Annotated in this window: 21 protein-coding genes and 1 pseudogene; 18 read left to right on the top strand and 4 right to left on the bottom strand. The window is 68.3% G+C overall.

Annotated features, from left to right (window positions below):
* Positions 1–26 precede the first annotated feature (26 nt).
* The 6 genes from paaA to OG390_RS26315 all read left to right on the top strand — a co-directional run bounded on the left by paaA (position 27) and on the right by OG390_RS26315 (position 5028).
* On the top strand, positions 27–1091 hold the full coding sequence (gene paaA, locus OG390_RS26340) for a 1,2-phenylacetyl-CoA epoxidase subunit PaaA (RefSeq protein WP_406171591.1): 1065 nt from the start codon (positions 27–29) through the stop codon (positions 1089–1091).
* Positions 1088–1375, top strand: a complete 288-nt coding sequence (paaB, locus tag OG390_RS26335; RefSeq protein ID WP_095935482.1) for a 1,2-phenylacetyl-CoA epoxidase subunit PaaB — start codon at positions 1088–1090, stop codon at positions 1373–1375. Before paaA ends, paaB begins: the two co-directional genes overlap by 4 nt.
* Positions 1372–2091: a 1,2-phenylacetyl-CoA epoxidase subunit PaaC gene (gene paaC, locus OG390_RS26330; protein ID WP_406171588.1), complete on the top strand. Its 720-nt coding sequence runs from the start codon at positions 1372–1374 to the stop codon at positions 2089–2091. Before paaB ends, paaC begins: the two co-directional genes overlap by 4 nt.
* Complete coding sequence (paaD, locus tag OG390_RS26325; RefSeq protein WP_406171586.1) at positions 2085–2618, top strand: 1,2-phenylacetyl-CoA epoxidase subunit PaaD; 534 nt, start codon at positions 2085–2087, stop codon at positions 2616–2618. Before paaC ends, paaD begins: the two co-directional genes overlap by 7 nt.
* Positions 2618–3682, top strand: coding sequence for a 1,2-phenylacetyl-CoA epoxidase subunit PaaE (paaE, locus tag OG390_RS26320; RefSeq protein ID WP_406171584.1), 1065 nt, complete (start codon positions 2618–2620; stop codon positions 3680–3682). The genes paaD and paaE overlap by 1 nt, the downstream gene beginning before the upstream one ends.
* Before the next feature lie 203 nt (positions 3683–3885).
* Complete coding sequence (locus tag OG390_RS26315; protein WP_406171582.1) at positions 3886–5028, top strand: acyl-CoA dehydrogenase family protein; 1143 nt, start codon at positions 3886–3888, stop codon at positions 5026–5028.
* A gap of 167 nt (positions 5029–5195) precedes the next feature.
* Here OG390_RS26315 and OG390_RS26310 read toward each other — a convergent pair whose 3' ends face one another.
* The 4 genes from OG390_RS26310 to OG390_RS26295 form a co-directional block, all read right to left on the bottom strand.
* Complete coding sequence (locus OG390_RS26310; protein WP_399076064.1) at positions 5196–5525, bottom strand: rhodanese-like domain-containing protein; 330 nt, start codon at positions 5523–5525, stop codon at positions 5196–5198.
* Positions 5526–5621: 96 nt separating this feature from the next.
* The gene (locus OG390_RS26305) at positions 5622–6614 is read right to left on the bottom strand and encodes a hypothetical protein (RefSeq protein ID WP_406171580.1); all 993 of its coding nucleotides are present in this window, start codon (positions 6612–6614) and stop codon (positions 5622–5624) included.
* Positions 6615–6912: 298 nt separating this feature from the next.
* Positions 6913–8349, bottom strand: a complete 1437-nt coding sequence (locus OG390_RS26300) for a DUF2252 domain-containing protein (protein WP_406171579.1) — start codon at positions 8347–8349, stop codon at positions 6913–6915.
* 156 nt (positions 8350–8505) lie between these two features.
* Positions 8506–8901, bottom strand: coding sequence for a winged helix-turn-helix transcriptional regulator (locus OG390_RS26295; protein WP_406171577.1), 396 nt, complete (start codon positions 8899–8901; stop codon positions 8506–8508).
* Positions 8902–9039: 138 nt separating this feature from the next.
* Between OG390_RS26295 and OG390_RS26290 the strand changes: the two genes are divergently transcribed.
* The 12 genes and pseudogenes from OG390_RS26290 (at position 9040) to argS (ending at position 24112) form a co-directional block, all read left to right on the top strand.
* Positions 9040–9693, top strand: a complete 654-nt coding sequence (locus OG390_RS26290) for an FMN-dependent NADH-azoreductase (protein WP_406171575.1) — start codon at positions 9040–9042, stop codon at positions 9691–9693.
* A 335-nt stretch (positions 9694–10028) separates the two neighbouring features.
* The gene (locus OG390_RS26285) at positions 10029–10934 is read left to right on the top strand and encodes a SpoIIE family protein phosphatase (protein WP_406171573.1); all 906 of its coding nucleotides are present in this window, start codon (positions 10029–10031) and stop codon (positions 10932–10934) included.
* Positions 10935–11391: 457 nt separating this feature from the next.
* On the top strand, positions 11392–11589 hold the full coding sequence (locus tag OG390_RS26280; protein ID WP_406171571.1) for a hypothetical protein: 198 nt from the start codon (positions 11392–11394) through the stop codon (positions 11587–11589).
* A gap of 302 nt (positions 11590–11891) precedes the next feature.
* Positions 11892–14138, top strand: coding sequence for an asparagine synthase (glutamine-hydrolyzing) (gene asnB, locus OG390_RS26275; RefSeq protein ID WP_406171569.1), 2247 nt, complete (start codon positions 11892–11894; stop codon positions 14136–14138).
* A 10-nt stretch (positions 14139–14148) separates the two neighbouring features.
* Positions 14149–15192, top strand: a complete 1044-nt coding sequence (locus tag OG390_RS26270; protein WP_406171567.1) for a diiron oxygenase — start codon at positions 14149–14151, stop codon at positions 15190–15192.
* Positions 15189–16436, top strand: a complete 1248-nt coding sequence (locus tag OG390_RS26265) for an MFS transporter (RefSeq protein ID WP_406171565.1) — start codon at positions 15189–15191, stop codon at positions 16434–16436. Before OG390_RS26270 ends, OG390_RS26265 begins: the two co-directional genes overlap by 4 nt.
* Positions 16437–16482: 46 nt before the next feature.
* Positions 16483–17271, top strand: coding sequence for a hypothetical protein (locus OG390_RS26260; protein WP_406171563.1), 789 nt, complete (start codon positions 16483–16485; stop codon positions 17269–17271).
* Positions 17268–17546 (top strand): PqqD family protein, encoded by a 279-nt coding sequence (locus OG390_RS26255; protein WP_406171561.1) that lies wholly within the window; start codon positions 17268–17270, stop codon positions 17544–17546. Before OG390_RS26260 ends, OG390_RS26255 begins: the two co-directional genes overlap by 4 nt.
* Positions 17547–17747: 201 nt before the next feature.
* Positions 17748–18497 (top strand): ArsR/SmtB family transcription factor, encoded by a 750-nt coding sequence (locus OG390_RS26250; RefSeq protein ID WP_406171559.1) that lies wholly within the window; start codon positions 17748–17750, stop codon positions 18495–18497.
* Positions 18498–18525: 28 nt separating this feature from the next.
* Positions 18526–21387 (top strand): type 2 lanthipeptide synthetase LanM, encoded by a 2862-nt coding sequence (lanM, locus tag OG390_RS26245; RefSeq protein ID WP_406171557.1) that lies wholly within the window; start codon positions 18526–18528, stop codon positions 21385–21387.
* Positions 21388–21502: 115 nt separating this feature from the next.
* Positions 21503–22392, top strand: a pseudogene (locus tag OG390_RS26240) (IS701 family transposase); the annotation flags it as partial.
* A 154-nt stretch (positions 22393–22546) separates the two neighbouring features.
* On the top strand, positions 22547–24112 hold the full coding sequence (gene argS, locus OG390_RS26235) for an arginine--tRNA ligase (RefSeq protein ID WP_406171555.1): 1566 nt from the start codon (positions 22547–22549) through the stop codon (positions 24110–24112).
* The last annotated feature ends 116 nt before the right edge of the window (positions 24113–24228 follow it).

Raw genomic sequence — 24228 nt, 5'->3', positions numbered from 1 at the left:
GGGAGTGAGAGGTCGAGGGGGACCGCATGGCGACAGCAGCAGCGCACCACACGGCCCGTGTACAAGCGGACGGACCGGCGGCCGAAGCGGCGCGCACCGCGGCGCACGAGGCCGTCTTCGACGCCGCGGTGGCGGCCGACGAGCGCATCGAGCCCCGCGACTGGATGCCCGACGCCTATCGCTCCACCCTGGTCCGGCAGATCGCGCAGCACGCCCACTCCGAGATCATCGGCATGCAGCCGGAAGCCAACTGGATCACGCGCGCGCCCTCCCTGCGCCGCAAGGCGATCCTGATGGCGAAGGTCCAGGACGAGGCCGGACACGGGCTGTATCTGTACAGCGCGGCCGAGACTCTCGGCACCGGCCGCGACGAGCTCCTGGACAAGCTGCACACCGGCCGCCAGAAGTACTCGTCGATCTTCAACTACCCGACGCTGACCTGGGCAGACGTCGGCGCCATCGGCTGGCTGGTGGACGGCGCCGCGATCACCAACCAGGTCCCCCTGTGCCGCTGCTCGTACGGGCCGTACGCACGCGCGATGGTCCGCATCTGCAAGGAGGAGTCCTTCCACCAGCGCCAGGGGTACGAGCTGCTGCTGGCCCTCAGCCGCGGCACCCCCGAGCAGCACGAGATGGCGCAGGACGCGGTGAACCGCTGGTGGTGGCCCTCCCTGATGATGTTCGGCCCGCCCGACGACGAGTCCTCGCACTCGGCGCAGTCGATGGCGTGGAAGATCAAGCGCCATTCGAACGACGAGCTGCGCCAGCGCTTCGTGGACATCTGCGTCCCCCAGGCCGAATCACTGGGCCTGACCCTGCCGGACCCGGACCTGGTGTGGAACGAGGAGCGGGGGCAGCACGACTTCGGCGCGATCGACTGGACGGAGTTCTGGGAGGTCCTCAAGGGGAACGGCCCCTGCAACGAACAGCGCATCACGCAGCGCAAGCGCGCACACGACGAGGGCGCGTGGGTCCGGGAGGCCGCCGCGGCGTACGCGGACAAGCAGGCCGACCGTGCGGAGCCCGCCTCCGGGCGCGGGGACGAACACAGCGGCGGCACGGCCGGCGAGAACGGGAAGGCGCGAGCATGACAACCAACGACTGGCCCCTGTGGGAGGTCTTCGTGCGCTCGCGCCGCGGCCTCTCGCACACCCACGCCGGCAGCCTGCACGCGCCGGACGCCGAGCTGGCCCTGCGCAACGCACGCGATCTGTACACGCGCCGCGGCGAGGGCGTCTCGATCTGGGTCGTCCCGTCTGCCGCCATCACGGCTTCCTCGCCCGATGAGAAGGACCCGTTCTTCGAACCGGCCGCGGACAAGCCCTACCGGCACCCGACGTTCTATGAGATCCCGGAAGGGGTGAAGCACCTGTGACGATCACCGTGAACACCGCGGCCGCCCTGGCCCTCGGCGACGACGCCCTGGTGCTCTCGCACCGTCTGGGGGAGTGGGCGGGCCACGCTCCCGTCCTCGAAGAGGAAGTCGCCCTGGCCAACATCGCTCTGGACCTGCTGGGCCAGGCCCGGGTGCTGCTGACCATGGCCGGTGACGAGGACGAGCTGGCCTATCTGCGCGAGGAGCGCGCCTTCCGCAACCTCCAGCTCGTCGAGCAGCCGAACGGCGACTTCGCCCATACGATCGCCCGCCAGCTGTACTTCTCCACCTACCAGCGGCTCCTGTACGCGCAACTGGCCTCCGGGGAGGGTGCCTTCGCGCCGCTCGCCGCGAAGGCGGTCAAAGAGGTCGCCTACCACCAGGACCATGCCGAGCAGTGGACGCTGCGGCTCGGCGACGGCACCGACGTCAGCCATGAGCGGATGCGACGGGCATGCGAGGCGCTGTGGCGGTTCACGGGCGAGATGTTCCAGCCGATCGAGGGCGTGGACATCGACTGGGACGGCATGCAGGTCGCCTGGCTGGACTCCGTGGGGAGCATTCTGCGCCGCGCCACCCTGTCCCTCCCCGAGGGACCGCAGTCCGGGGCGTGGACGGCCGGCGCGGGTCGCCAGGGTCTGCACACCGAACCCTTCGGGCGGATGCTCGCTGAGATGCAGCATCTGCACCGCAGTCATCCGGGGGCGTCATGGTGACGACCACCGCCCTCGAGGAGGAACTGCGCAGACTGGCCGGTTCGGTTGCCGACCCCGAGCTGCCCGTGCTGACCCTGGAGGAGCTCGGCGTACTGCGCGCCGTGCATGTCCGAGGCGCGGACTCGGTCGAGGTCGAGCTGACCCCGACGTACACCGGCTGTCCGGCCATCGAGGCGATGTCCGTGGACATCGAGCGGGTGCTGCACGAGCACGGTGTACGGGAGGTGTCGGTCCGTACGGTGCTCAGCCCGGCCTGGTCGACGGACGACATCTCGGACGAAGGCCGCCGCAAACTACGGGAGTTCGGGATAGCACCGCCGCGCGGCGGACGCCCGACGGGGCCGGTGACCGTCGCACTGGGGCCCACTCGGACGGTGACCGCCAAGCCGGAGCTGGAGCCGGTGCGCTGTCCGCACTGCGGATCCGCCGACACCGAGCTGCTCAGCCGCTTCTCGTCCACCGCGTGCAAGGCGCTGCGCCGCTGCCTGTCCTGCCGCGAACCGTTCGACCACTTCAAGGAGTTGTGATGGCCCGGTTCCACCCGCTCCCGGTGGCCGCGGTCGACCGGCTCACCGACGACTCGGTGGCCCTGACCTTCGCGGTACCGCCCGCCCTGCGTGAGGACTACCGGCACGCGCCCGGCCAGCACCTCGCGCTGCGCCGCACGGTCGACGGCACGGAGGTCCGCCGTACGTACTCGATCTGCTCACCGGCGCCCGCCTCCGCCGACGAGGGCCCGCGAACGCTGCGGGTCGGGGTGCGCCTGGTCGACGGCGGGGCGTTCTCGACGTACGCGCTCAAGGAGATCGCCGTCGGCGACGAGGTGGAGGTGATGACGCCGGCGGGACGCTTCACGCTCGAACCCGCGGCCGGGCTGTACGCCGCCGTGGTGGGCGGCAGCGGGATCACCCCGGTGCTGTCGATCGTCTCGACGCTGCTGGCGCGCGAGCCCGAGGCGAGGTTCTGCCTCATACGCAGCGACCGGACGTCGGCGTCGACGATGTTCCTGGAGGAGGTCGCCGACCTCAAGGACCGCTTTCCCGAGCGGTTCCAGCTGGTGACGGTGCTCTCCCGGGAGGAGCAGCAGGCGGGACTGCCGTCCGGGCGGCTCGACCAGGAGCGGCTCACCGGGCTGCTTCCGGCGCTGCTGCCCGTGGACCGGGTCGCCGGGTGGTTCCTTTGCGGGCCGTTCGGTCTGGTGCAGGGGGCGGAGCGTGCGCTGCGCGGACTCGGCGTGGCGCGGACGCGCGTCCACGAGGAGATATTCCATGTGGACGAGGGGGCCGCGACGGCTCCCCGTGTGTCGGCCCCCGCGCACAGCATGGTGACCGCCCGGCTCGACGGCCGCGGCGGGACGTGGCCCGTCCACGACGGCGAGTCGCTCCTGGAGGCGGTCCTGCGCAACCGGCCGGACGCGCCCTACGCCTGCAAGGGAGGGGTATGCGGGACCTGCCGCGCCTTCCTGGTCTCGGGCGAGGTGCGGATGGACCGCAACTTCGCGCTGGAGCCGGAGGAGACGGAGGCGGGGTACGTACTGGCCTGTCAGTCGCATCCGGCCACGGAGAAGGTGGAGTTGGACTTCGACCGGTAGGTCGAGGCCGGCAGGCTCGATGCCGGCCGACGGCTCGCTCCGGCCGACGGCTCTGTGCAGTCGGCGGCTCTGCGTGACCGTCGGTGAGTCGAGGCCGACCGTTCCCTTCTCACAGAACCTGTTCTATCTTGACGGTCCGTCAGATCAGGAGCCCGGAGATCCGGAACTCCGGTCGGTTGGCCGGCGCGTGGGAGGACAGGACCGTGGACTTCACCTTCACCGAGGAGCAGCAGGCGGCGGTCGAGGCGGCGAAGGCGGTGTTCGGCGGGGTCGCGCCGGACGGGGTGCCCAGCCCCGCGCTCACCGCGGGCGCCGTCGCCGAGGACTTCGACCGGCCGCTGTGGACGAGGCTCGCCGACGCGGACCTGCTGAGCCTGCTGCTCGACGCGGAGTACGGCGGGGTGGGCCTGGACGCGGTCGCGCTGTGCCTGGTGCTGCGCGAGTCGGCGAGGGTGCTGGCGCGAGTGCCACTGTTGGAGAGCTGTGCGGCGGCGGTGGCCGTGCAGACGTACGGCGGTGCGGAGTTGAAGGCGGAGCTGCTGGCCCGGGCGGGCCGGGGCGAGCTCGTGCTGACCGTCGCCGCCCATGGCCGCACCGGCCACGATCCGGCCGAGCTCGCCGTGACCGCACGACACGACGGCCGGGACGGTGACGTGTGGGTGCTGGACGGAGTGCAGACGGCGGTTGCCTGGGCCCACAACGCCGACTACATCGTCGTACCCGCGCACACGGACGCCGACCGGGCGGTCCTCGCCCTCGTCCCCCGCGTCCACGAAGGGGTCGTGCTCGCCGAGCAGATCTCCACCACCGGTGAGCGGCTCGGCGAAGTGCGTCTTGAGTCCGCGCGGATCTCCGTCCGGGACGTCATCGACGCGGAGGGGGCGTGGGAGTGGCTGCGCGAACTGCTGGCCACCGGGACATGTGCGCTGGCGCTCGGGCTCGGGGAGGGCGTCCTCGGAATGACCAGTGAGTACACCAGCAAGCGCGAGCAGTTCGGGTTCCCGGTCGCTACGTTCCAGGCGGTCGCCGTGCAGGCCGCCGACCGCTATATCGACCTGCGCGCCATGGAGGCCACACTGTGGCAGGCCGCCTGGCGGATCAGTACGGGGGCCGGGGGTGCGCTGCCGGCCTCGGGGGACGTGGCTGTCGCCAAGATCTGGGCTTCGGAAGGGGTACGGCGAGTCGTCCAGACCGCCCAGCACCTGCACGGAGGATTCGGCGCCGACATCGACTATCCGCTGCACCGGTACCACGCCTGGGCCAAGCAGCTGGAACTCTCGCTCGGACCGGCGCCGGCGCACGAGGAGACGCTGGGGGATCTGCTGGCAGCACATCCGCTGGGGTGAAGGCCGGGGCGACCGCATCCGCCGGGCTGATCCCGCCACGCCACAGTGCACCGGCCGGGCGGCGCAGTTGTCAGGCACCGCACTGGCCGGGCTGATCGCCGGGCCGGCGCCACCGCGCGGGCTCACCTTCGCCGCCGCGGGTGGCCGGCACCCCCGGTCACCGGGGGCTACAGCACGAAGCCCGGCTGACCCTTGTCGTCCACGACCGGGCGGCCGACGGCTGCCCAGACCTGCATGCCGCCGTCGACATTCACGGCGTCGATGCCCTGCTGAACCAGGTACTGCGTGACCTGGGCCGAACGGCCACCGGAGCGGCAGATCACATGGACCCGACCGTCCTGCGGGGCCGCCTCGGTCAGCTCGCCGTAGCGGGCGACGAACTCACTGATGGGGATGTGCAGCGCGCCCTCGGCATGACCTGCCTCCCACTCGTCGTCCTCCCGGACGTCCAGCAGGAAGTCACCGTCCGTGAGATTCCCGACCTCGACCGTGGGCACACCAGCTCCGAAACTCATGCCTCCGACGCTACCTGACCGCGTGGGCAGCCCGGTGCCCTGTCGACAGCCCGCTGTCCTTCAAGGACGTCGGAGTCCTCAGGGAGCCTGGGCGATCAGCTGGGCCAGCTCCGCCTTGCGCTCGTCGACCTGGGTCAGCAGCTGTTCGGCGATCTCCTCCAGGAGGCGGTCCGGGTCGTCCGGGGCCAGCTTGAGCATCGCACCGATGGCGCTCTCTTCCAGTTCGTGGGCGACGAAGGTGAGCATTTCCTTGCGCTGGGCGAGCCATTCGAGGCGGGCGTAGAGCTCCTCGCTGCGGCTCGGCTTCCACTCCTCGGCAGTAGGACCCGCGGCCCACTCCTCGGAGAGCTCCCGCAGCAGCGCCTCGTCGCCCCGGCCGTACGCCGCGTTCACCCGGGCGATGAACTCGTCGCGCCGCTTGCGCTCGTCCTCGTCCTGTGCCAGGTCCGGGTGGGCCTTTCGGACCAGCTCGCGGAAGAGTTTGCGGGCCTCCTCACTGGGGCGCACGCGCTGCGGGGGCCGTACGGGCTGGTCGGTGAGCATCGCCACAGCCTCCGGGAACAGGCCCTCCGAGTCCATCCAGCCGTGCAACAGCTCCTCGACGCCGGGCATGGGCATGACCCGGGCCCGCGCCTCGTGCGCCTTGCGTATGTCCTCCGGGTCGCCGGTGCGCGCGGCCCGCGCCTCGGCGATCTGGGCATCCAGCTCGTCGAGCCGGGAGTACATGGGTCCGAGCTTCTGGTGGTGCAGCCGCGAGAAGTTCTCGACCTCGACCCGGAAGGTCTCCACGGCGATCTCGAACTCGATCAACGCCTGCTCGGCCGCCCGCACGGCCCGCTCCAACCGTTCCTCGGGCCGCGCGGCACCCTCGGTGTCCGCGGGCTGGGGCGTCTCGCCCTCGGGCGCCGCCTCCGCCTCCGGGAACGTCTCGCCCTCGGGAGCCTCCTGCGGCGACCCCGTCGCGTCGGACCGGGCGGACTCGTCCGCACCGCCCTTCAGGGCACCGGACTGCTCCCGTCCCCCCTCATCGGTGGGCTCGGACTGGCTCTGCTCGGCTTCCGGCGTCGTCACGCGACCAGCGTAGGCCACGGGCGGGAGGCGGTGGCCGCGGAGTCGTGCGGTGGCCGCGAAGTCCTTCGCCGAGCCTCTGCTCTGCCCACGCCACACCTGCGTGCCCCGCCGGCGCCACGCCCGCGTGCCCTGCGGGCGCCGAGCTCCCTGCCACGCCGGCGCCAAGCCCAAGCCCCTATGCGCCGCCGACGCCAAGCCCCGCGCCCCACCGGCCGATCACCACCTGCCGGACACCACTCCGCGCCATGTCCATTCCGCCCCGACGACCGCGTCCGCAGGGGATCCTTCAGCGCCGAGCTCAAACCCCCAGCTCAGCCGCGACCCGCCCGTCCCGCACCGCCGCCACCAACTCCGCGTGGTCCGCCTCCGTCCGGTCCGCGTACGCCACGGCGAAGGACGCGACGGCCTCGTCGAGCTCCTCGTTCTTGCCGCAGTACCCGGCGATGAGGCGTGGGTCGGCACTGTGGGCGTGGGCGCGGGCGAGGAGGGCACCGGTCATGCGGGCGTAGTCGTCCACCTGGTCGGCGGCGAGGGCCGCGGGGTCGACGCTGCCCTTGCGGTTGCGGAACTGGCGTACCTGGAAGGGGCGGCCTTCGACCGTGGTCCAGCCGAGCAGGATGTCGCTGACGACCTGCATGCGCTTCTGGCCGAGGACCACACGGCGGCCCTCGTGCGACACGTCGGGTATCGGGTGTCCGGCGGTCGCCAGGTGCGGGAGCAGCGCCGAGGCACGGGCCTCCTTCACTTGGAGCACGAGGGCTTCGCCGCGGTGGTCCAGGAGCAACACGACGTACGAGCGAGTGCCCACGCTGCCGGTGCCGACGACACGGAAGGCGACGTCGTGCACCGTGTACCGGGCGAGGAGCGGGAGGCGGTCCTCCGAGAGCGTCGTCAGGTAGTGCTCCAGGGAAGCGGCGACCGCGGCCGCCTCCGCGTCGGGTATCCGGCGCAGCACCGGCGACGCGTCCACGAAGCGTCGGCCGCCGCCCTCCACCGGCTCCGTCGACTTCGCGGCGAACCGGCCGCTGGTGTTGGCCCGCGCCTTCTCCGAGACCCGCTCCAGCGTGCCGAGCAGATCATGGGCGTCGGTGTGCGAGACGAGCTCCTCGTCGGCGATCGCGTTCCACGCGTCCAGCACCGGCAGCTTGGCCAGCAGGCGCATGGTGCGGCGGTACGCGCCCACGGTGTCGTGCGCGGCGGCCCGGCAGGTGTCCTCGTCCGCCCCGGCCTCCCGGCCCGCGAGCACGAGCGAGGTGGCGAGCCGCTTGAGGTCCCACTCCCAGGGGCCGTGCACCGTCTCGTCGAAGTCGTTCAGGTCGATGACGAGGCCGCCACGCGCGTCCCCGTACAGACCGAAGTTCGCCGCGTGCGCGTCACCGCATATCTGGGCGCCGATGCCGGTCACGGAGGTGCGCGCGAGGTCGTACGCCATGAGGCCCGCCGAACCGCGCAGGAAAGCGAAGGGGGTGGCCGCCATCCTGCCGACCCGGATCGGCGTGAGCGCGGGAATCCGGCCGCGGTTGGACTCCTCGACCGCGGTCACGGCGTCCGGCCGGCCGGCGTCCACCGTCAGCTCGGCGTGCGCGCCGCGCGGCATCTGCCCACGCAGGGCCTTCCCCTCTTCTTTGGGCGAGCCCTGAACGGGCCGTGCGGCAAATCCGCGCACCGCGAATTCCCGTACCCCGAAAGCCCTGGGCGCGTTCTGCGCCGGAACCGCTGTCCCGAGCTCGGTCATTCCGACCGCCTCCCCCGTGCACGAACATCAACTCGTGCTGACCGTACAGCCGGTCGCCGAAACGCGTCAGACCCTGTGGACAACTCCACAGCCACAGAGATCCGGGCTGCTCAGCGAGAAAAAGTGCCGGACTGCTCAGCCACGGGAGCACCAGGGCTACTCAGCCACAGAAGCACCGGGATGCTTCCGGAGCTCCCCCGGGCACGGTCCGCTCTCCGGCAGGTACCTCTCCGCCCAGGACCCGAGCTCCTTGAGTGCGGGTTCCAGTGCCGCTCCTGCCTCCGTCAACCGGTACGAGACCCGCAGCGGAGGCCCTTCGTCGACCTCGCGCACGACCAGTCGGGCCGCGCCGAGCTCGGTGAGCCGGTCCGAGAGCATCCGTTCGCTGATGCCGGGGATCGCCCTGCGCAGCTCGGCGAAGTGGACAGGACGTTGCAGCAGAACGGCCACGACCAGGCCCGTCCAGCGTTTTCCGAGGAGCTGGAAGACGCGCGTCATGCCGTCGTCGACCTTCTGACAGGGCCCCGCTTCGTGGCTTCCCAGTTCCGCCATGGGTTCAGAGTACTGCGTCCTCGTATGGGGATGAAAAAGAGTAAGTAGCTGTGTTATCTCTAGTCGAGTACGAAACGGAAGCCCACCCCGGGCCCCCGGTTCCACGACCCATTCACACCCGCTTGTTCGGAGAACCCCATGGCCACCCTCCTTCACATCGACTCGTCCGTGTTCCCGGGCTCCGCCTCCGCCTCCCGCGTGGTGACGGACGCCTTCCGCAAGGCATGGGAGGAGCAGCACCCCGACGGCACGGTGATCTACCGCGACCTCGCCGCGAACCCCGTGCCGCACATCACCGCCGACGCCCACACCGCCGGTTTCGCCGCCCCGGACACCCACACCCCCGAGCAGGCGGCCGCATTCGCCGACCGCGTGCGGCTCATCGAGGAGCTGGAGCAGGCGGACGCGATCCTGATCGGCGCGCCCATGTACAACTTCGCGATCCCGTCGACCCTCAAGGCGTGGCTGGACAACGTGGTCCTCATGGGCCGCACCGCCATGGCGGAAGAGTCGAAGGTGAAGGGCACCCCGGTCACCGTGGTCGCCAGCCGTGGCGGCTCCTACGCGCCGGGCACCCCGCGCGAGGGCTACGAGTACGTGCAGAACTACCTGGAGGCCCTCCTGCGCGACATGCTCGCCCTGGACGTCGACTTCATCGTCCCGGAGCTCACGATGGCACCGCACAACCCGGCGATGTCCGAGCTGGTCCCCCTCTTCGAGGCCTCCCGCAGCAAGGCCCTCGACGACGCGGCCGCCAAGGCCAAGGAGCTCGCGGAGCGCCTCGCCGCGTAACGCCGACCAGATGCGTGCCCGCCGTCATCTGGATCTCGCCCGCGAGGTGGCCGAGCGAGTAGGAGGATCCCTGGACGTCGTGCGCACTGCGCAGGACCTTGCGGACGTTCTCGCACCTGCGTTCGGGGATCTCGCCGCAGTCGACCTTGCGCACTCCGTTTTCGACGGGGACGAACCCTCGAAGCAGCTAAACGGTGGAGACATGGCCAACGCGGCCCTTGCGCCGACCACTGCGGTGTGGCCGGCTGGCATCAAGCGCGGCCAGTCCATCCCGCCCCTTCCCGACCACCCCCTGCTGCGCAGCTTCCGACACGGCGAACCAGTCGTCTTCAGCCTTGACGCTGCTCACCCGGATCGCCGACCTGGTCCAGCGCCTCGCGGCCGAAGCCCCACGCGGCGACCGCGACATCGTCGGCGGCACATGCCTGTACGCGGTCTACGACCCGGTCACCAGGCGCTGCACCATGGCCAGTGCCGGCCACCCCCCACCCGTCCTGGTCCGGCTCGACGGGACCGCCGAAGCAGTCGGGATCTCCCCGGGGCCACCACTGGCCCTCAGCGGCATGCCGTACGAGACCACCGTGATCGACGTTGAGCCGGGCAGCGTCCTCGCTCTCTACACCGACGGCCTGATCGAACGGGGCGATCGCGACATGGGCCAAGGCCTGCGGCGCCTGACGGAAGCCCTCGCCGCTTCCTGCCGTCCGGATCGTGCCCTGGACGAAACCGGCCGGACTCTCCTCGCCGACCTGGCAGACCAGCCGCCGCGCGACGACGCGGCCCTGCTGCTGGCCCGCACCCGCGCCGTCCCAGCGGCGGACACCGCTCACTGGGACATCCCGGCCGATCCGGCCGCCGTCTCCGAGGCTCGAGAGTGGATAACCCGCCGACTCACCATGTGGGGCTTGGACGACCTCCTCTTCACCACCGAACTCATCGTCAGCGAACTGATGACCAATGCCATCCGCTACGGTCGTCCGCCGATGGACCTCCGTCTGATTCGCCACAACGTCCTGGTGTGCGAGGTAACCGACTCCAGCAGCACTCAACCCCGCCTGCGGCGTGCCCGCACAACCGACGAGGGAGGACGCGGCCTGTTCCTCGTCGCTCAACTCGGCGGACGATGGGGCTGCCGCCATGGCCAGAACGGCAAGACGATCTGGTCCGAGCAAACCATCCAGGGCTCCCCTGAAGCTACAACTCACCAAGGTGGCTCGCGGCAGAGTCACCCACAGCTTTGATGTCACTCGCCCCGGTGTGCCGTGACAGCAGCCACCCGAGGCCGGAGTCTGCGAGCAGGAGCAGCCTCCTACCTCGTGGCCGCGACGCGGCTCGGCTCGATGGAGGCGCAACGCGAAATCCTGTGCCGCCCCCCTTGGGAAGGAGTCCTGGCTTCTGCCGCCGACCGCCTCGCCACCCCAGGCACTGCCCGGCACCTTTTCCGCCCCAACTGCCACAGCCGCGGCACCAACACCGTCACAAACTTCCTGGCCCGCAGTCAGCCCAGCCTGAATGGCCCACGCCTGGTCATGGGCCGTCTGTTGTCGACCTGGCTGGTTGAGCTCTTCGATGCGGGGCTCCCCATCACGGTCATCGTGGCTGCTGCCGGGGTCGACACCCTTCACGGCCTGTCCCGCATCCTCCCGTTCCGCCCGCCGTCACCGCCGAGGAAGCCGCCCGTCTGCTCAGAGGCGGCCCATGACCAAGACCCAGTCCCGCTCGCCCAGCGACCGTCACGAGCGCCTCCTGGAGATGCGCGCCGAGCGCACGTTCATCGACGACCTGCCGTCACGGCAGCGATCGAGGAGGTGGACAACAGCGGACCAGTCCCGCTCCGAACGCTACGGCTCCCTGGCTGACCCGTGGGAAGCGGACCGCGCAGACTCGTCGAAGTGATCCGGCCCAAGTCCCCGGGCATGGCCGTCACACCACTTCGCCGGACCACTGACTCACGATCGCTGACGAGTCGCGGTTTGAGGTGTTCGGTCAGAAACGAATGCCTGGTCGTGCAGTGCGGGGTGGTGCTTAGATCCTCTCACCGGAGAGGCAGGGGCCCTAAAAGGGTTCTTGAGAAGCCGGGAATTCCCGAAAAAGTGAGGTGATTCGCATGCGTAAGTACACCAAGCCGTCCGCCAAGACCGTCTCGCAGGGTACCGTCCTGCGTCGGACCGTCTGATTTCAGGCGCATTAGTCAGGATATGCGTGTTCTCAAAAAGACACGCATATCCTGCCCACACGTTTCCACGCCGAGTACAGGCGGACTCGAAGGAAGACACATGTGCGGTCTCGCAGGCGTTGCCCGTCTTGATGGGCAGAAACTTGGTCCAGAGGCAGATGTCCTGCTGAACCAGCTGGCTGACATCTTGCGGCACCGGGGCCCCGATGAGCAGGAATTGCTCCGCAGTGGGCCCGTGGGACTGGCCTTCACCCGACTGTCGCTGGTAGACCCTGAGGACGGCAGCCAGCCTTTGGTCAGTGACGACGGAAATCTCGTCCTGATCGCCAATGGCGAGGTCTACAACCACAAAGAGCTCGCCGCGGGACTGCCTTCTGACGTCAAGCTCAAGACCGGTTCGGACTGCGAGGTTCTGCTCTACCTCTACCGTCAGCACGGTCTGGACTTCCTTCGCGGTGTACGCGGTATGTTCGCGATCATTCTGTGGGACCGCGTCAAAGGGCAATTGGTCCTCGCGCGGGACCGGTTCGGCATCAAGCCGCTCTACTACCACCGCAACAGTGAGCGCATCGTCCTGTCGTCGGAGATCAAGGGACTGTTCGCCGATCCCGCGACGCCCCGCCGTTTCGCCTGGGAGGAAGCGCTCGCGGATCCGCTGGTCGCAGCGGCACCACGCTTCATGGCACCCCAGCTCCCCACGTGCTTCGAGGGCGTCGAGAGCGTACCCGCGGCAACGATCCTCCGCATCGACCTGCACGACGGACGGACGACGGAGCATCGCTACTGGGAACTGTCTGCCGAAAGCGATGAGTCACCCGACGCGGAGTCCTTCGTGGAGCGCTACGGCGAACTGCTGCGGGAATCCGTTCGGGAGTGTGCCACCGCAGACGCTGAACTCGGCCTTTTCCTGTCCGGCGGGATCGATTCCGCCAGTGTGCTGGCGCTGGCGCTCGCGCAGGTCGACGAGATACACACGTTCACGGTCCTCTCCGGAGGAACACGGGTCAACGGGGATGCTGAAAACGCTCACTGGCTCGCCCGGGAGCTGGGGGTCCACAACCATCAGGTTGTCTTCGCGCCGGATCACGTGCCCACTCCTGAGGAATGGGTTCGCCTGCTCTGGCTGACCGAGACTCCCATGACCGGGCCGGAGATCTACTACAAGCACGAGCTCCACCGTTTCGCCCGCAGCGAGCGCCCGGAACTGCGCGGCATGCTCCTCGGCGCTGCCAGTGACGAGTTCAACGGCGGCTACTCGGACGACAACGGCGACAACTGGGACAGCTTCCTGGCCAATCTGGAGGGAATGGACCGGCAGACGCGGCTTGACCGACGGTCGGGGCTGCGGCACTGGTGGTCCGGTCAAACGCCCTTCCTCTCGGACCGAATACTGGGAGAGTTGCGCAGCGACCGGAAGTCGGACGCCTACCGCGCGTACATCGAGTCCGAATACCGCAAGGTGCAGCAGTACAACGTCTGGCACGAAGACCGGACCGCTGCGGGAAGCGGTATCGAGGCACGCGTCCCATTCCTCGACCATCGGCTGGTGGAACTGAGCGCGGCGGTCCCGGAGCATCTACGTCCGCAACTCCTGTGGGACAAGCGCATTCTGCGCGATGCGATGAAGTCCCATCTCCCTCAACGGATCGCCGAGCGGCCGAAGGGCCCCTTCTTCTACGGCGCCGGAACCAATTTCGCCTACCGCATGCTCGTGCGCCTGATGCGGAGCAACGACCAGGAGCTGATCGAGCGGGCGCTTGCGGCTCCGGGAGCGGACACGTATCTCAACGGGGATGCCATCAGGCAGCAACTGGCCGGCTTCGGCAGTGGTGACACGGACTCCGCGTCCGTCGAGCTCTTGATGCGTGTGGTGAACATGGGGCTGCTCGCGGACATGGTGGTGCAGCAGCCTCGGCTCGAGGAGATGTCCGCCGGCTCGCCGCGTCCCGCTCTGCAGGCCGGACATGATCCGGTCGTGACCACCGGCGACCTGTTCGCGCCAGCCCGTGAGTACGACCTCGAACTGGTTCCTGTGCCAGGTGAGGAGGTTCTGCTGCTCACGGACGGTGAGGGGAACTGGTACCTGACGAATGAGGGTCAGATCGAGTTCGCGCTGGAGGAGGACACTCCGATCCTCACTGTCCTGCGCCTCATGGAGGGTCAGTCCAGCCTTGCCACGATCCTGAGCAAGGCAGGCGTGGCCCTGGACGACGTCCGGACAGAGCTGGACACTCTCTTCGAGCAGCAACTGCTCTCCACCTCCGGTTGACGGTGGCGGCATGCACGTGCGCGCGTTCCAGGAGCAGTTGTTGAGAGGGCTTGCCCCAGCCAGATTTCACAGCGGGGATTACATCAGTCACTTCGAACGCTGGGACGCTCTCGCGAGTGTGCGCCGGAAGCCCCGACGAGAGTTCGAGGTAGAGGGACTCGGGCTCTACTTTCCGCCGGAGCTGTACCCCGTGGTACTGCACCCGATCGTTGCGGACAAGGGTGAAGCCGTGGTCCGAGGACTGCTCCTGCAGCGCCTCTATGACTACCTGGACTTCACGACCGAACTGGAGAACCTCGCCGTCATACCGGTCGCGACCAAAATCAGTCGGGGACGGTCAGGCCTGATTCTGCCCGAGCGGATGAGGGCGGACGCCTACAAGATCGTCACCGATGAGGCTTGGCATGCCCAGTTCTCCTATGACTTCGCCCATCAGATCGCGACCACGACGGGTTGTTCACGGCTCGACGCCGACGCGTCACACGGCCCTGCATTCCTGTCCAGACTCGACGAGCTGCGGGAGCGGTTGCCCCACGAGCTCAGAGGAGTGGAGTCCCTCCTCTTCGCCATCGTCAGCGAAACGCTGATCTCGGGCATCCTCTCCGACATTCCGCGCGACGGGAGGCTACCGCAGGCCGTGCGGGAGGTGGTTCGCGACCATGCCGAGGATGAAGGCCGTCACCATGTGTACTTCCGCTCGGTACTGAGGCATCTCTGGCCCGCGCTGACGCCCGCCGAGCGACGTGCCGTGGGCCCGCTCCTACCCGATGCGATCCTTGCGTTTCTTGAGCCGGATTACGCTCGCGCTGCCTGTCACCTGCGCTGGATCGGCTTGACCCGCGAGGAGATCGACCAGGTCATCGCCGAATCCTGGCCTGTTCACAAGGTACGACAGGGCATTTCCGGTGCGGCCTCCCAGCTGATGCGCTACTTCACCGAAGCGGGCGCGCTTGATGATGCCCGGACACTGGCCTCATGGGAGGAGGCGGGGTTGCTCAGCCGTCCCCAGGATTCCGAGACGACCGCCTATGTGCCGAGTGAGGTCACAACATGACCGCGCAAACGTCCCTTGCCCACAAGTCCGGTGCATCCCAGGTGTTCTGGAGATACTGGCTGGCCACGACCGTGAGCGGGGTCGGCTCGGCCATGACCGCCGTGGCACTGCCCTTGGTGGCGGTCACCGTTCTCGACGCGACGGTGCTCCAGACGACGCTGCTCGCCGCAACGAGTCAGGTGGCATGGCTGATTCTCGGACTGCCCGCCGGAGTCATCGTCCAGCGCTACCCGCTGCGCGGACTGCAGGTGACGTTGGACCTGGTGCGGCTGGCGTCGATCGGCTCCATACCGGCGGCCTGGTGGATGGGGCACCTCACCTATGTCCACCTGTTGCTGGCAACCTTCGTCACCGGTCTGGCGACCGTGCTGTTCGACATCGGGAACTCGACCTTCCTGCCGGCCATCGTCGACAAGAGTGAGCTGAACTCCCGGAACAGTCTGATGTCGGGGACCCTCGCGGTGACCGAGACCGGAGGCCCTTCCGCGAGTGGCCTGCTCATTCAGCTCGCAGGCCCTGTCAGTGTGCTGACCATCGACGCGGTCAGCTACCTGGTCTCGGCCCTGACGCTGCGCACCCTGCCCGAGCGCAGGCCCGAGGTGCAGTCAGGCACCAAGGCGCTGCATCTGATCCGTGAGGGCTGGAACTATGTGATCCGCCACCCGGTGATGCGTCCCTGCATGATGTGGGCCACGATGATGAACTTCGTCATCGCGGCATTGTTCGCGCTGACGCCGCTGTACCTCGTGCGTGAGGCGAAGGTGTCGGCCACCGTCGTCGGCATGGTGATCGCCATGGACGGCGTAGGCGCACTGGTTGGCTCCGCTGTTGCGACGCGGCTCGCCCGGCGAGTCGGAACCGCCCGCACCGTCATCGTGGGCAGCCTCTTGGGGGGGCTGCTGGCGTTGCTGATGCCGCTGACCACCTCGCTCTCGGACATCTACTTCTACGGGCTCGGCATGGCCGGCGTCTCGTTCGGCGCTGTCGTCGGCAGCATCATGACCCGGACCCACCGGCAGACGGATTCGCCCCCGGAACTGCTGTCCCGCGTGATGGCGACAGTCCGCTTCGTCTCGTGGGGAGCGCTGCCTCTCGGCGCCGCGCTGAGCGGTCTTCTCGCCTCGGCGGCGGGGCTGAGAGTGGCGCTCTGGGCCACCTGCGCAGGTGCGCTCGCCGCCCCCCTGATGCTCCTGCTGACGTCGGTACGTCATCGCCGTGATCTGAGTGCCGCACACCAGGAATGACGGAGGGGCAGCACTATGATGCGCACACCAATGAAGGGTTCATGACATGCAGAAGATGACACCGGACGACCGGCTGGCGATCCTGAAAGCGCGAGACCTGCTCCCTGAAGAGACTCTCGCGGCCTACGTCGTGGGCTCCACGGCCCGCGGCTGGGACAATGCGCGCAGCGACTGTGACGTCTATGTCGTCCTCAGCGGGAACGGACTGCCGGAGGCAGCGGACTCGATTCCCGTGCCGCTTGATCCGCCCTTCGTTCGGAGTGAGAGCTTCTACGAGGCAGGGAAGCGCTGGGAAGTCGTGTACTGGCTGGACAACCAGGTCGATCAGATGCTTGCCAAGGTCTCGTGGCAGGCATACGAGGCGGGAATCATCGCCGAGAACGCGCTCACCAGCAAAGAGGAACTGGCGCTGGCACGTCTCGGCAACTGCCTGCCGCTGGTCGACGAAGACTGGCTGGAGAAGGCCAGGAAGCGCCTCACGGACTCGGCTTTCCGCTCTTTCACGGTCGTCCGTTCCTTGGGGGCCGCGGATGACGCCGTCGAAGACGCCCTCGGCCAGATGGAATCAGGCGACCTGTACAGTGCGACGATCTCCGCTCGTACAGCCTTCGGACACGCCATTGACGCCCTTCTTGACGGAGCGGGCGAATACGGAAGTCCCTTTCCCAAGTGGCGAGCCAACCGTTTCAAGGCCGCTGCTCCGTCGGTGATCTCGTTCGAGGATTACTGGGCGCTCGAGACCATGCAGGCGTACGACCCAACGGATCCCCGGCCTTGGATCACGGACGTTCTGACTGTTTGCCAGGACATCGCGATGCGTGTGGAGACCTCATGAGTGACAACGGCCTGCGCAGCCTTGATGACGTGCCCCGCCGGGTGCTCGGCACCCGCATACGCCTGGTTCGGGGTGACTACCACATTGGGGCGGATGACGTAGCACTCCATCTCACCGGTCCCGGCAACATCATCTTCGCTTCCCTGGACGGACGTCGTAGCGTCGCGGACGTGGCGCGGCTCCTCGTGGCCGAGTTCGGCATCGACCAGGAAGAGGCGATAGCCGACGTGCGGGAATTCCTCGACGAATTGACCGACAGGGGCATCGTTGAGTAGTAGCGCGTCACTCTCCAGTCTGGTGCCGGCGCCTTGATACGCCTGCAGGTCGATGATGCGAGTCTGAACACGATACGCCTGACGACTAGCCCGCTGTGGGAAGCGATAGGAAGCCTGGCCATCCTGGCTCGCTACCGAGGTGAGGCTCCCTCCCCGTACGCGAAGTGGGTTCGGTCTGTGCGTCCTGGAATGCCGGCCGACTTGAGCCATGAGCTCGTGGAGGCGATACGGCAGCGTGTCTCCCCGCTTCTCGCCCCGGGCTTCATACCCGTCCCTGACCCGTCGCGGATCGGCATTGCGGATGAATTGGAACACCTGCGTGCAACGAACCCCCGTACACGTGAGACAGACCGCCTCATCCAGCTGATCGAGCGCTACTGGGACTGGTCGATCGCCCCGCACTGGCCTTCGATTCGCGCCTCGCTGGAAGAGGAAACACTTTTCCGGGGGCGCACTCTCGTGGTCCAGGGGCCCGAAGCCATGCTAGCCGAGCTGGGCGGCCGGGTGATGTGGTCGCGGCCCACGCTGACAGCGCCGTATCACCGCGACATGGCCGTGTCCGTGACCCGGTCGCACCTGCTGCTCGTGCCGACGGTCTTCGCCGGCGGCCTCCGGCTCTTCCGAGAGGCAGAGGGCACAGTGGCCATGTCGTATCAGGCTCGGGCCAGCGGCCACGTCCGCGTGCTCACGGGGTACGCACGGGGCCAGGAGACCGATGACCGGCTGGCGCTCCTCCTCGGCAAAGGACGGGCGCAGGTGGTTCGCGCGCTGGAATCGCCGCAGACCACCACCTCGTTGGCTGCCGCGGTGGGCCTGGCGAAGAGCACGGTGTCACAGCACTTAACCGTGCTGGCCGACACGGGAATCGTGTGGAAGCAGCGTGTCGGGGGCAGCGTCTTCTACTCACTTGATGACAGCGGCCGAGCCCTGCTCAAACAGTTGGGACTTTGAAGCGGTGACAATCGAACTGGACCAAGCGATGGCTTCGCAGCACGATCTGCTCGCCGAGGCGTGGCAGCGCTTCTCCGGCGGTGGTTACCCGGAACCGGTTGCGGCCGGCGATGGCGAGCTGCTCGGCTGGATCGGCCCGCTGGCCCGCTGGGCTCAAGCGGAGCTGCGACAGAGGCTGGAGGCCACGCGGACCACGGCTCGGCTCGGTCAGGCGCCCGGTGTGCTCCCCCTGCCGACCGACCGGTTGCTCCGCATGATCAAACCCACCCTTGCCGCGGAACTGCGAACCGCACGCCTGGCCGGTGAACTCACGGGTGACTCGTCTGTCGAGCGTTTCGCCTGCTTCGCGGATCGCCTGGCCGATGCCGACTACGCCTGGAAGCTCCTGGAACGCTACCCCGTGCTGGGTGGGGAGATCGTCGCAGAACTTCAGCGCTGGTTGATCACGCGTACGGAGTTCGCTTCCCGGCTGGCAGCGGATCTTCCCCTGCTGCGCGAGCAGTTGGCCGTCACAGCGGCCTCGGTCGCCGATGTCACCGCTGTGGATTTCGGCGCCGGAGACGCTCACTACGGTGGCAGGAGCGTGGCGATGGTGTCCTTCAGGACCGGGCCCGGAGTCGTGTACAAACCGCGTTCCCTGTCCTGTGACGTTCACTTCGCCGATCTCATCTCCTGGCTGAACCGGACCGGGCTGAGCAGGCCCCTGCGAGCGACCGAGGTGATCGACCGTCACGACTACGGCTGGGTCGTCCGCTATCAGGCAGCCGACTGCCCCGACGAGACCGCGGTCCAGTCGTTCTACCGGCGACAGGGCGCTTTCCTCGCCGTGTTCCATCTGCTGCGCGGTTACGACCTGCACTTCGAGAATGTCGTCGCTGTCGGCGAGCATCCGGTGTACTTCGATCTCGAAGCCCTCTTCTACACCCAGCCGGCGGACCCCGTATGGGCCGAGGAAGCCGATGATCCCATCGCTCGTCTGATACGCGAGTCCGTACTGGCCGTCGGTCTGCTTCCGTACCGGAGCGTGACCGGCGAGGTCGATGACCTTCAGGCCATGGACGTCAGCGGTCTGACCGGCGGCGCGGAGCCTGGAGCGCGGTGGTTCCAACCTGAGATCAGCTATGTGGGCAACGGCACCGACCAGCTCGAACTGGTGCGTCTGCGGCAGCTTCTGCCCGAGACCGGCAACCGTCCTGTCCACGAAGGCGGACACCCGGACCCTCGTCGCTGGAAGAACGACCTGATCGACGGTTTCACCGAGTGCTACCGCCTGCTCCTCGCACACCGGGGCGATCTCCTGCAACCTGACGGCCCGTTGGCGGCCTTTGCCCAAGACCGCGTTCGGCCGGTGCTGCGCGACACCTCGGACTACCGGGCGCTGCTCAACGAGTCCTGGGACCCCGATCTCCTGGCCGGCCCCGACAAGCGAGCGGAACACCTTGCCGGGCTGCTTCCGGCTACGGACATCACCCCCATACATCTCAGTGAACAGCGCCAGCTGACCGCTGGTGACATACCGGTCTTCTCCGCCGTTCCCGGCGAGACCGCGCTGTCCGATGACGTCGGGGTACTTGACGGGGTGTTCTTCTCGGTGAGCGGCATGGAGGCAGCCGAACAACGCCTCGCCTCATTCTCCGAGGGAGATCTTCAGCAGCAGGTCTGGTTCATCGAAGCAGCCGTGGCCAGTCTCACGGAGGGCGGCCACACCGAACACGCCCGGACATCCATGACGCCACTGCCCGCTTTCGTGAATCCCGGCTCCGACCCGGAACTGAACGTGGCCGCGGCCATCAGAATCGGGGACAGGATCTGCGCTTCAGTCGTGGCGGACGAGGAGTCCGGGGCCTTCGAATGGCCGTGCTTGAAACTGCTCGGGGGACGCTACTGGATCACCGGTTCCAGCGGGCTGGATCTCTACACGGGCGTGAGCGGCATCGCCCTGTTCCTTGCCGAGTTGGGCGAGGTGACCGGAAAGGCCAGGTACCGGGCCTTGGCCAAGGACGTTGTCCAGGCCCTGGCGGATCCCAGCGACATGCCGGAGGCAGAGGAACTTGCAGATCTGGGCATCGGAGCATTCGCGGAGCTGGGCGGTGTCGTGAGACTGCTGACCCGCCTGGGAGATCTTTGGCTCTCCCCCCAACTCCTGAGCACTGCCGGGCTGTTGGTTCCCGCATTCGATGTCGCTTTGAAATCCGCTCAACCTCCCGGCGTCACCAATGGAGTTGCCGGAGCCGTGCTGTCCCTGATCACCTTGTACCGCGCTCAGCCGACCACCGCCCTGCGCAAGACCATCGACGACATGGGCCGTCATCTGCTGAACGAAGGGATGCCGGCCGATGCAGGCTTTTCATCCGGCGCCGCAGGAGTCAGGTACGCGCTCGCCGCTGTCGCGGCCTTGGGCGGGGCCACGCAGGCTGCCAAGTGGCGGAGCTCCGCACCCGACAGTCCCGCGCCACAGGAGAATTCCTGGTGCCGCGGCACGGCAGGCCTTGTCCTGGCCGACTCGGGCGTCTGTGCCCTGACTCCAGACGGTCTCTCCCTTTCCAGTTCGGTTCTCTCTGCCGTGGAAGGCGCTCTCGCCCGAGGAATCGACAATGACTCGCTGTGTCATGGCACTCTCGGACTCGTCGAGGCCCTCCAGGCAGCGGGGCACCTGTTGGAGCGAGAGGATCTGATTCGGGCAGCCCATGCCGAAGCCGGGAACGTTGCCCGGCGTGTTCTCGCCGGGCAGGTACGCACGGGGGTGCCCGGGGGCATCTGGTCCCCTGGCCTCATGGATGGTGCGGCGGGCATAGGTCATGGCCTGCTGAGGGCGGCGACTGCGCACACCGTGCCCAGCGTTCTGCTACCTGCCGCTCCGGGCGCGTGGCCGTACACGGGCGGATCTTGATGGGGTCTCCGTACCCGGCTAGTAGGACTCCGTCAGGTCTGTGTGTCGCCCATGTTCAGGGGCATGAGGACGGTGTGGACGCACATGAAGTGTTCGGGCGACGTCGGCGTTATTCGTGGCGGATGTGTTCGCCTCGGTGAACCAGTCCACCTGGGATCCGGTGGCTGTGCGCCGACGGATCGCCGAGCGGCTTGTGCCGCGGATCGGCCCGGACGCCTGGGCGGTCGATGACGTGTCGTTCCCCGAGGACGGCAGGATGTCGGGTCGGCGTCGCCCACCAGTACCGCGGTGCGCTGGGCAGGCAGACCAACTGTCAGGTCGCCGTCAGCTTGCACGCGGTCTCCGACGCGGCCTCGTGCCCGCTGAACTGGCGGCTGTTCCTGCCCCAGGAATGGGCAGACGCCGTCCGGCGTCGACGGACCGGCGTCCCCAAGGACGTCGGGCACCCCAGAACGCCGGCTTCCGCGCCGGCCTGGCCGAGCGGGGGCACGCGTACGTGGTCGGCCTCCGCGGCGACATCACCATCCAGCCACATGACGCGCACCCCGATGCCCCGGCCTGGTCCGGCAACGGCCGCCCGCCGCTGACCCGTTACCGGCAGCCACCGGAGTCGGTAGCCAACCTGGCAGCGGCCGCCGGACGGGACGCCTTCAAGGAGGTGACCTGGCGGGAAGGCTCCTGGGGCCCAAGGCCTCGCGGTTCCTCGCGATGCGGGTCCGGCGGGTCGGGGTACGCTCGCGTCGGCCGGCCCAGGCAGCCGCGGTGGCCGGGCACGGCCAGTGGGACGGTGTCCTGCCCGACGTGCGGTTGCCGGCCGAGTGGCCCGACAGCGAGGACGCACCGACCCGGTTCTGGCACATCCGCCGGCACATCGAGCACGACTACCGCGAACTCAACCACGACCTGGGCCTGGACCGCTTCGAAGGCCGCTCCTGGAACGGCTGGCACCACCTCGCCACCCTCGTCACCGCCGCCCACGCCTTCCTCACCGAACAGCGCCTGGCCCAGCATGACCACACCGAGATCAAGACAGACCTGACCGAGTACTGCATAGCCTTGTCTCGTGACTCCAGAAGAGCTTGCCACCGTCATTTTAGGCCGCATACAGGAAGCGATTCAGTCGGGACTGATAGCCGCAGATCCGCCCGAATCAGTCCAAGTGGAAAAGCCTCGCCGGCGAAGTCATGGTGACTACTCCAGCAACGTAGCCCTGCAGATCGCCAAGTCGGCAGGCGTCTCCGCCCGTACGGTCGCGGAGGTGCTGGCGCCGACGGTGAGCGCCGCCCCCGGTATTCACACAGTGGAAGTGGCGGGCCCCGGCTTTCTGAACGTCACGCTGGAAAGTGCCGCCAGGGGGGCCATCGTCCGTGACATCGTCGCGGCCGACACGGAGTACGGTCGCACGGACCGCATGGCGGGTCTGCGACTCAATCTGGAATTCGTCTCGGCCAATCCCACCGGTCCCGTGCACATCGGCGGTGCTCGGTGGGCGGCAGTGGGAGACGCACTGGCCAGACTCCTCGAAGCTACCGGCGCGGACGTCACCCGGGAGTACTACTTCAATGACGCGGGCGGGCAGATCGACCGTTTCGCGCGGTCGCTGCTCGCCTCGGCGAAGGGCGTCCCGGTACCCGAGGACGGTTACAGCGGCGCCTACATCGAGGAGCTGGCCCGCACCATTCTGGAGCGGTGTCCCGAGACCCCGGACCTGGACAGTCCGGAAGCGCTCGGTGTCTTCCGGACCGAGGGAACCTCCCTCATGTTCGACGAGATCAAGACGTCGCTCGCCGGGTTCGGCACCCACTTCGACGTCTATTTCAACGAAAAGGACCTCCACGACCGGAGGGATCTGGACGCGGCCGTCGCCCGCCTGCGGGAAGGGGGGCACGTCTTCGAGGCCGGCGGCGCGGTCTGGCTGCGCACCACGGACTTCGGTGACGACAAGGACCGCGTCCTGCTGAAGAGCGACGGCACCTGGACGTACTTCACCGCGGACTGCGCCTATTACCTCAACAAGAGGACGCGTGGGTTCGAGAAGATCGTCATCATGCTGGGCGCCGACCACGTGGGCTACATCGGCCGCATGAAGGCCATGGCGGCCTGTTTCGGTGACGATCCGGACAGCACCCTGGAGATCCTGATCGGCCAGTTGGTCAACGTGGTCGAGGACGGCCGACCCGTGCGCATGAGCAAGCGCGCGGGCACGGTGGTGACGCTGAACGACCTCGTCGAGGCGGTCGGGGTCGATGCGGCACGGTATGCGCTGGCGCGCGCGAGCATCGACGCGACGATCGACCTCGACATCGGTCTGCTCACCCGGCGGTCGAACGACAACCCGGTGTTCTACGTGCAGTACGCCCACGCGCGGCTGTGCGCCATCCGGCGCAGGGCCTTGGAGAACGGGGCGGACAACGGTGGCCCGGAGGACTTCGAGCCGTCTCTTCTCGGCCATGAACGTGAGACCGACCTGCTCGGCGTGCTGGGCGAGTTCCCGCAGGTCATAGCCACCGCCGCCCTGCTGCGTGAACCCCACCGGCTGGCCCACTACCTGGAGCAACTGGCGGGTACATACCACCGGTTCCACGACAGCTGCCGGGTCCTTCCCCGGGGCGGCGAGGAGCCGGACGCGCTGACCCGGGCCCGGCTGTGGCTGACGGACGCCAGCCGCGTGGTGCTGCGCAACGGCCTGGACCTGCTCGGCGTCTCCGCGCCCGAGCGGATGTGACCGGGCACGGCTCACCGCGGGGACGACCCGGCGCAGACCCCGAAGCAGCCGTGCGGGGTGCGCGGCACACGTCGCGCACCCCGCACGGCCGTTGCTCCGGTGATCCGGTGATCCGG

The sequence above is a fragment of the Streptomyces sp. NBC_00996 genome, assembly GCF_045162675.1.
In the GTDB taxonomy this organism is placed as follows: Bacteria; Actinomycetota; Actinomycetes; order Streptomycetales; family Streptomycetaceae; genus Streptomyces.
This window is presented reverse-complemented; position numbering and strand designations above follow the sequence as displayed.

Coding starts and splice junctions, on each gene's coding strand:
- paaA (WP_406171591.1), top strand. CDS start 27: ATGGCGACAGCAGCAGCGCACCACACGGCCCGTGTACAAGCGGACGGA.
- paaB (WP_095935482.1), top strand. CDS start 1,088: ATGACAACCAACGACTGGCCCCTGTGGGAGGTCTTCGTGCGCTCGCGC.
- paaD (WP_406171586.1), top strand. CDS start 2,085: ATGGTGACGACCACCGCCCTCGAGGAGGAACTGCGCAGACTGGCCGGT.
- paaE (WP_406171584.1), top strand. CDS start 2,618: ATGGCCCGGTTCCACCCGCTCCCGGTGGCCGCGGTCGACCGGCTCACC.
- OG390_RS26300 (WP_406171579.1), bottom strand. CDS start 8,349: ATGACCGAGCTCGGGACAGCGGTTCCGGCGCAGAACGCGCCCAGGGCT.
- OG390_RS26295 (WP_406171577.1), bottom strand. CDS start 8,901: ATGGCGGAACTGGGAAGCCACGAAGCGGGGCCCTGTCAGAAGGTCGAC.
- OG390_RS26290 (WP_406171575.1), top strand. CDS start 9,040: ATGGCCACCCTCCTTCACATCGACTCGTCCGTGTTCCCGGGCTCCGCC.
- OG390_RS26280 (WP_406171571.1), top strand. CDS start 11,392: ATGACCAAGACCCAGTCCCGCTCGCCCAGCGACCGTCACGAGCGCCTC.
- asnB (WP_406171569.1), top strand. CDS start 11,892: ATGCGTGTTCTCAAAAAGACACGCATATCCTGCCCACACGTTTCCACG.
- OG390_RS26270 (WP_406171567.1), top strand. CDS start 14,149: ATGCACGTGCGCGCGTTCCAGGAGCAGTTGTTGAGAGGGCTTGCCCCA.
- OG390_RS26265 (WP_406171565.1), top strand. CDS start 15,189: ATGACCGCGCAAACGTCCCTTGCCCACAAGTCCGGTGCATCCCAGGTG.
- OG390_RS26260 (WP_406171563.1), top strand. CDS start 16,483: ATGCAGAAGATGACACCGGACGACCGGCTGGCGATCCTGAAAGCGCGA.
- OG390_RS26255 (WP_406171561.1), top strand. CDS start 17,268: ATGAGTGACAACGGCCTGCGCAGCCTTGATGACGTGCCCCGCCGGGTG.
- lanM (WP_406171557.1), top strand. CDS start 18,526: ATGGCTTCGCAGCACGATCTGCTCGCCGAGGCGTGGCAGCGCTTCTCC.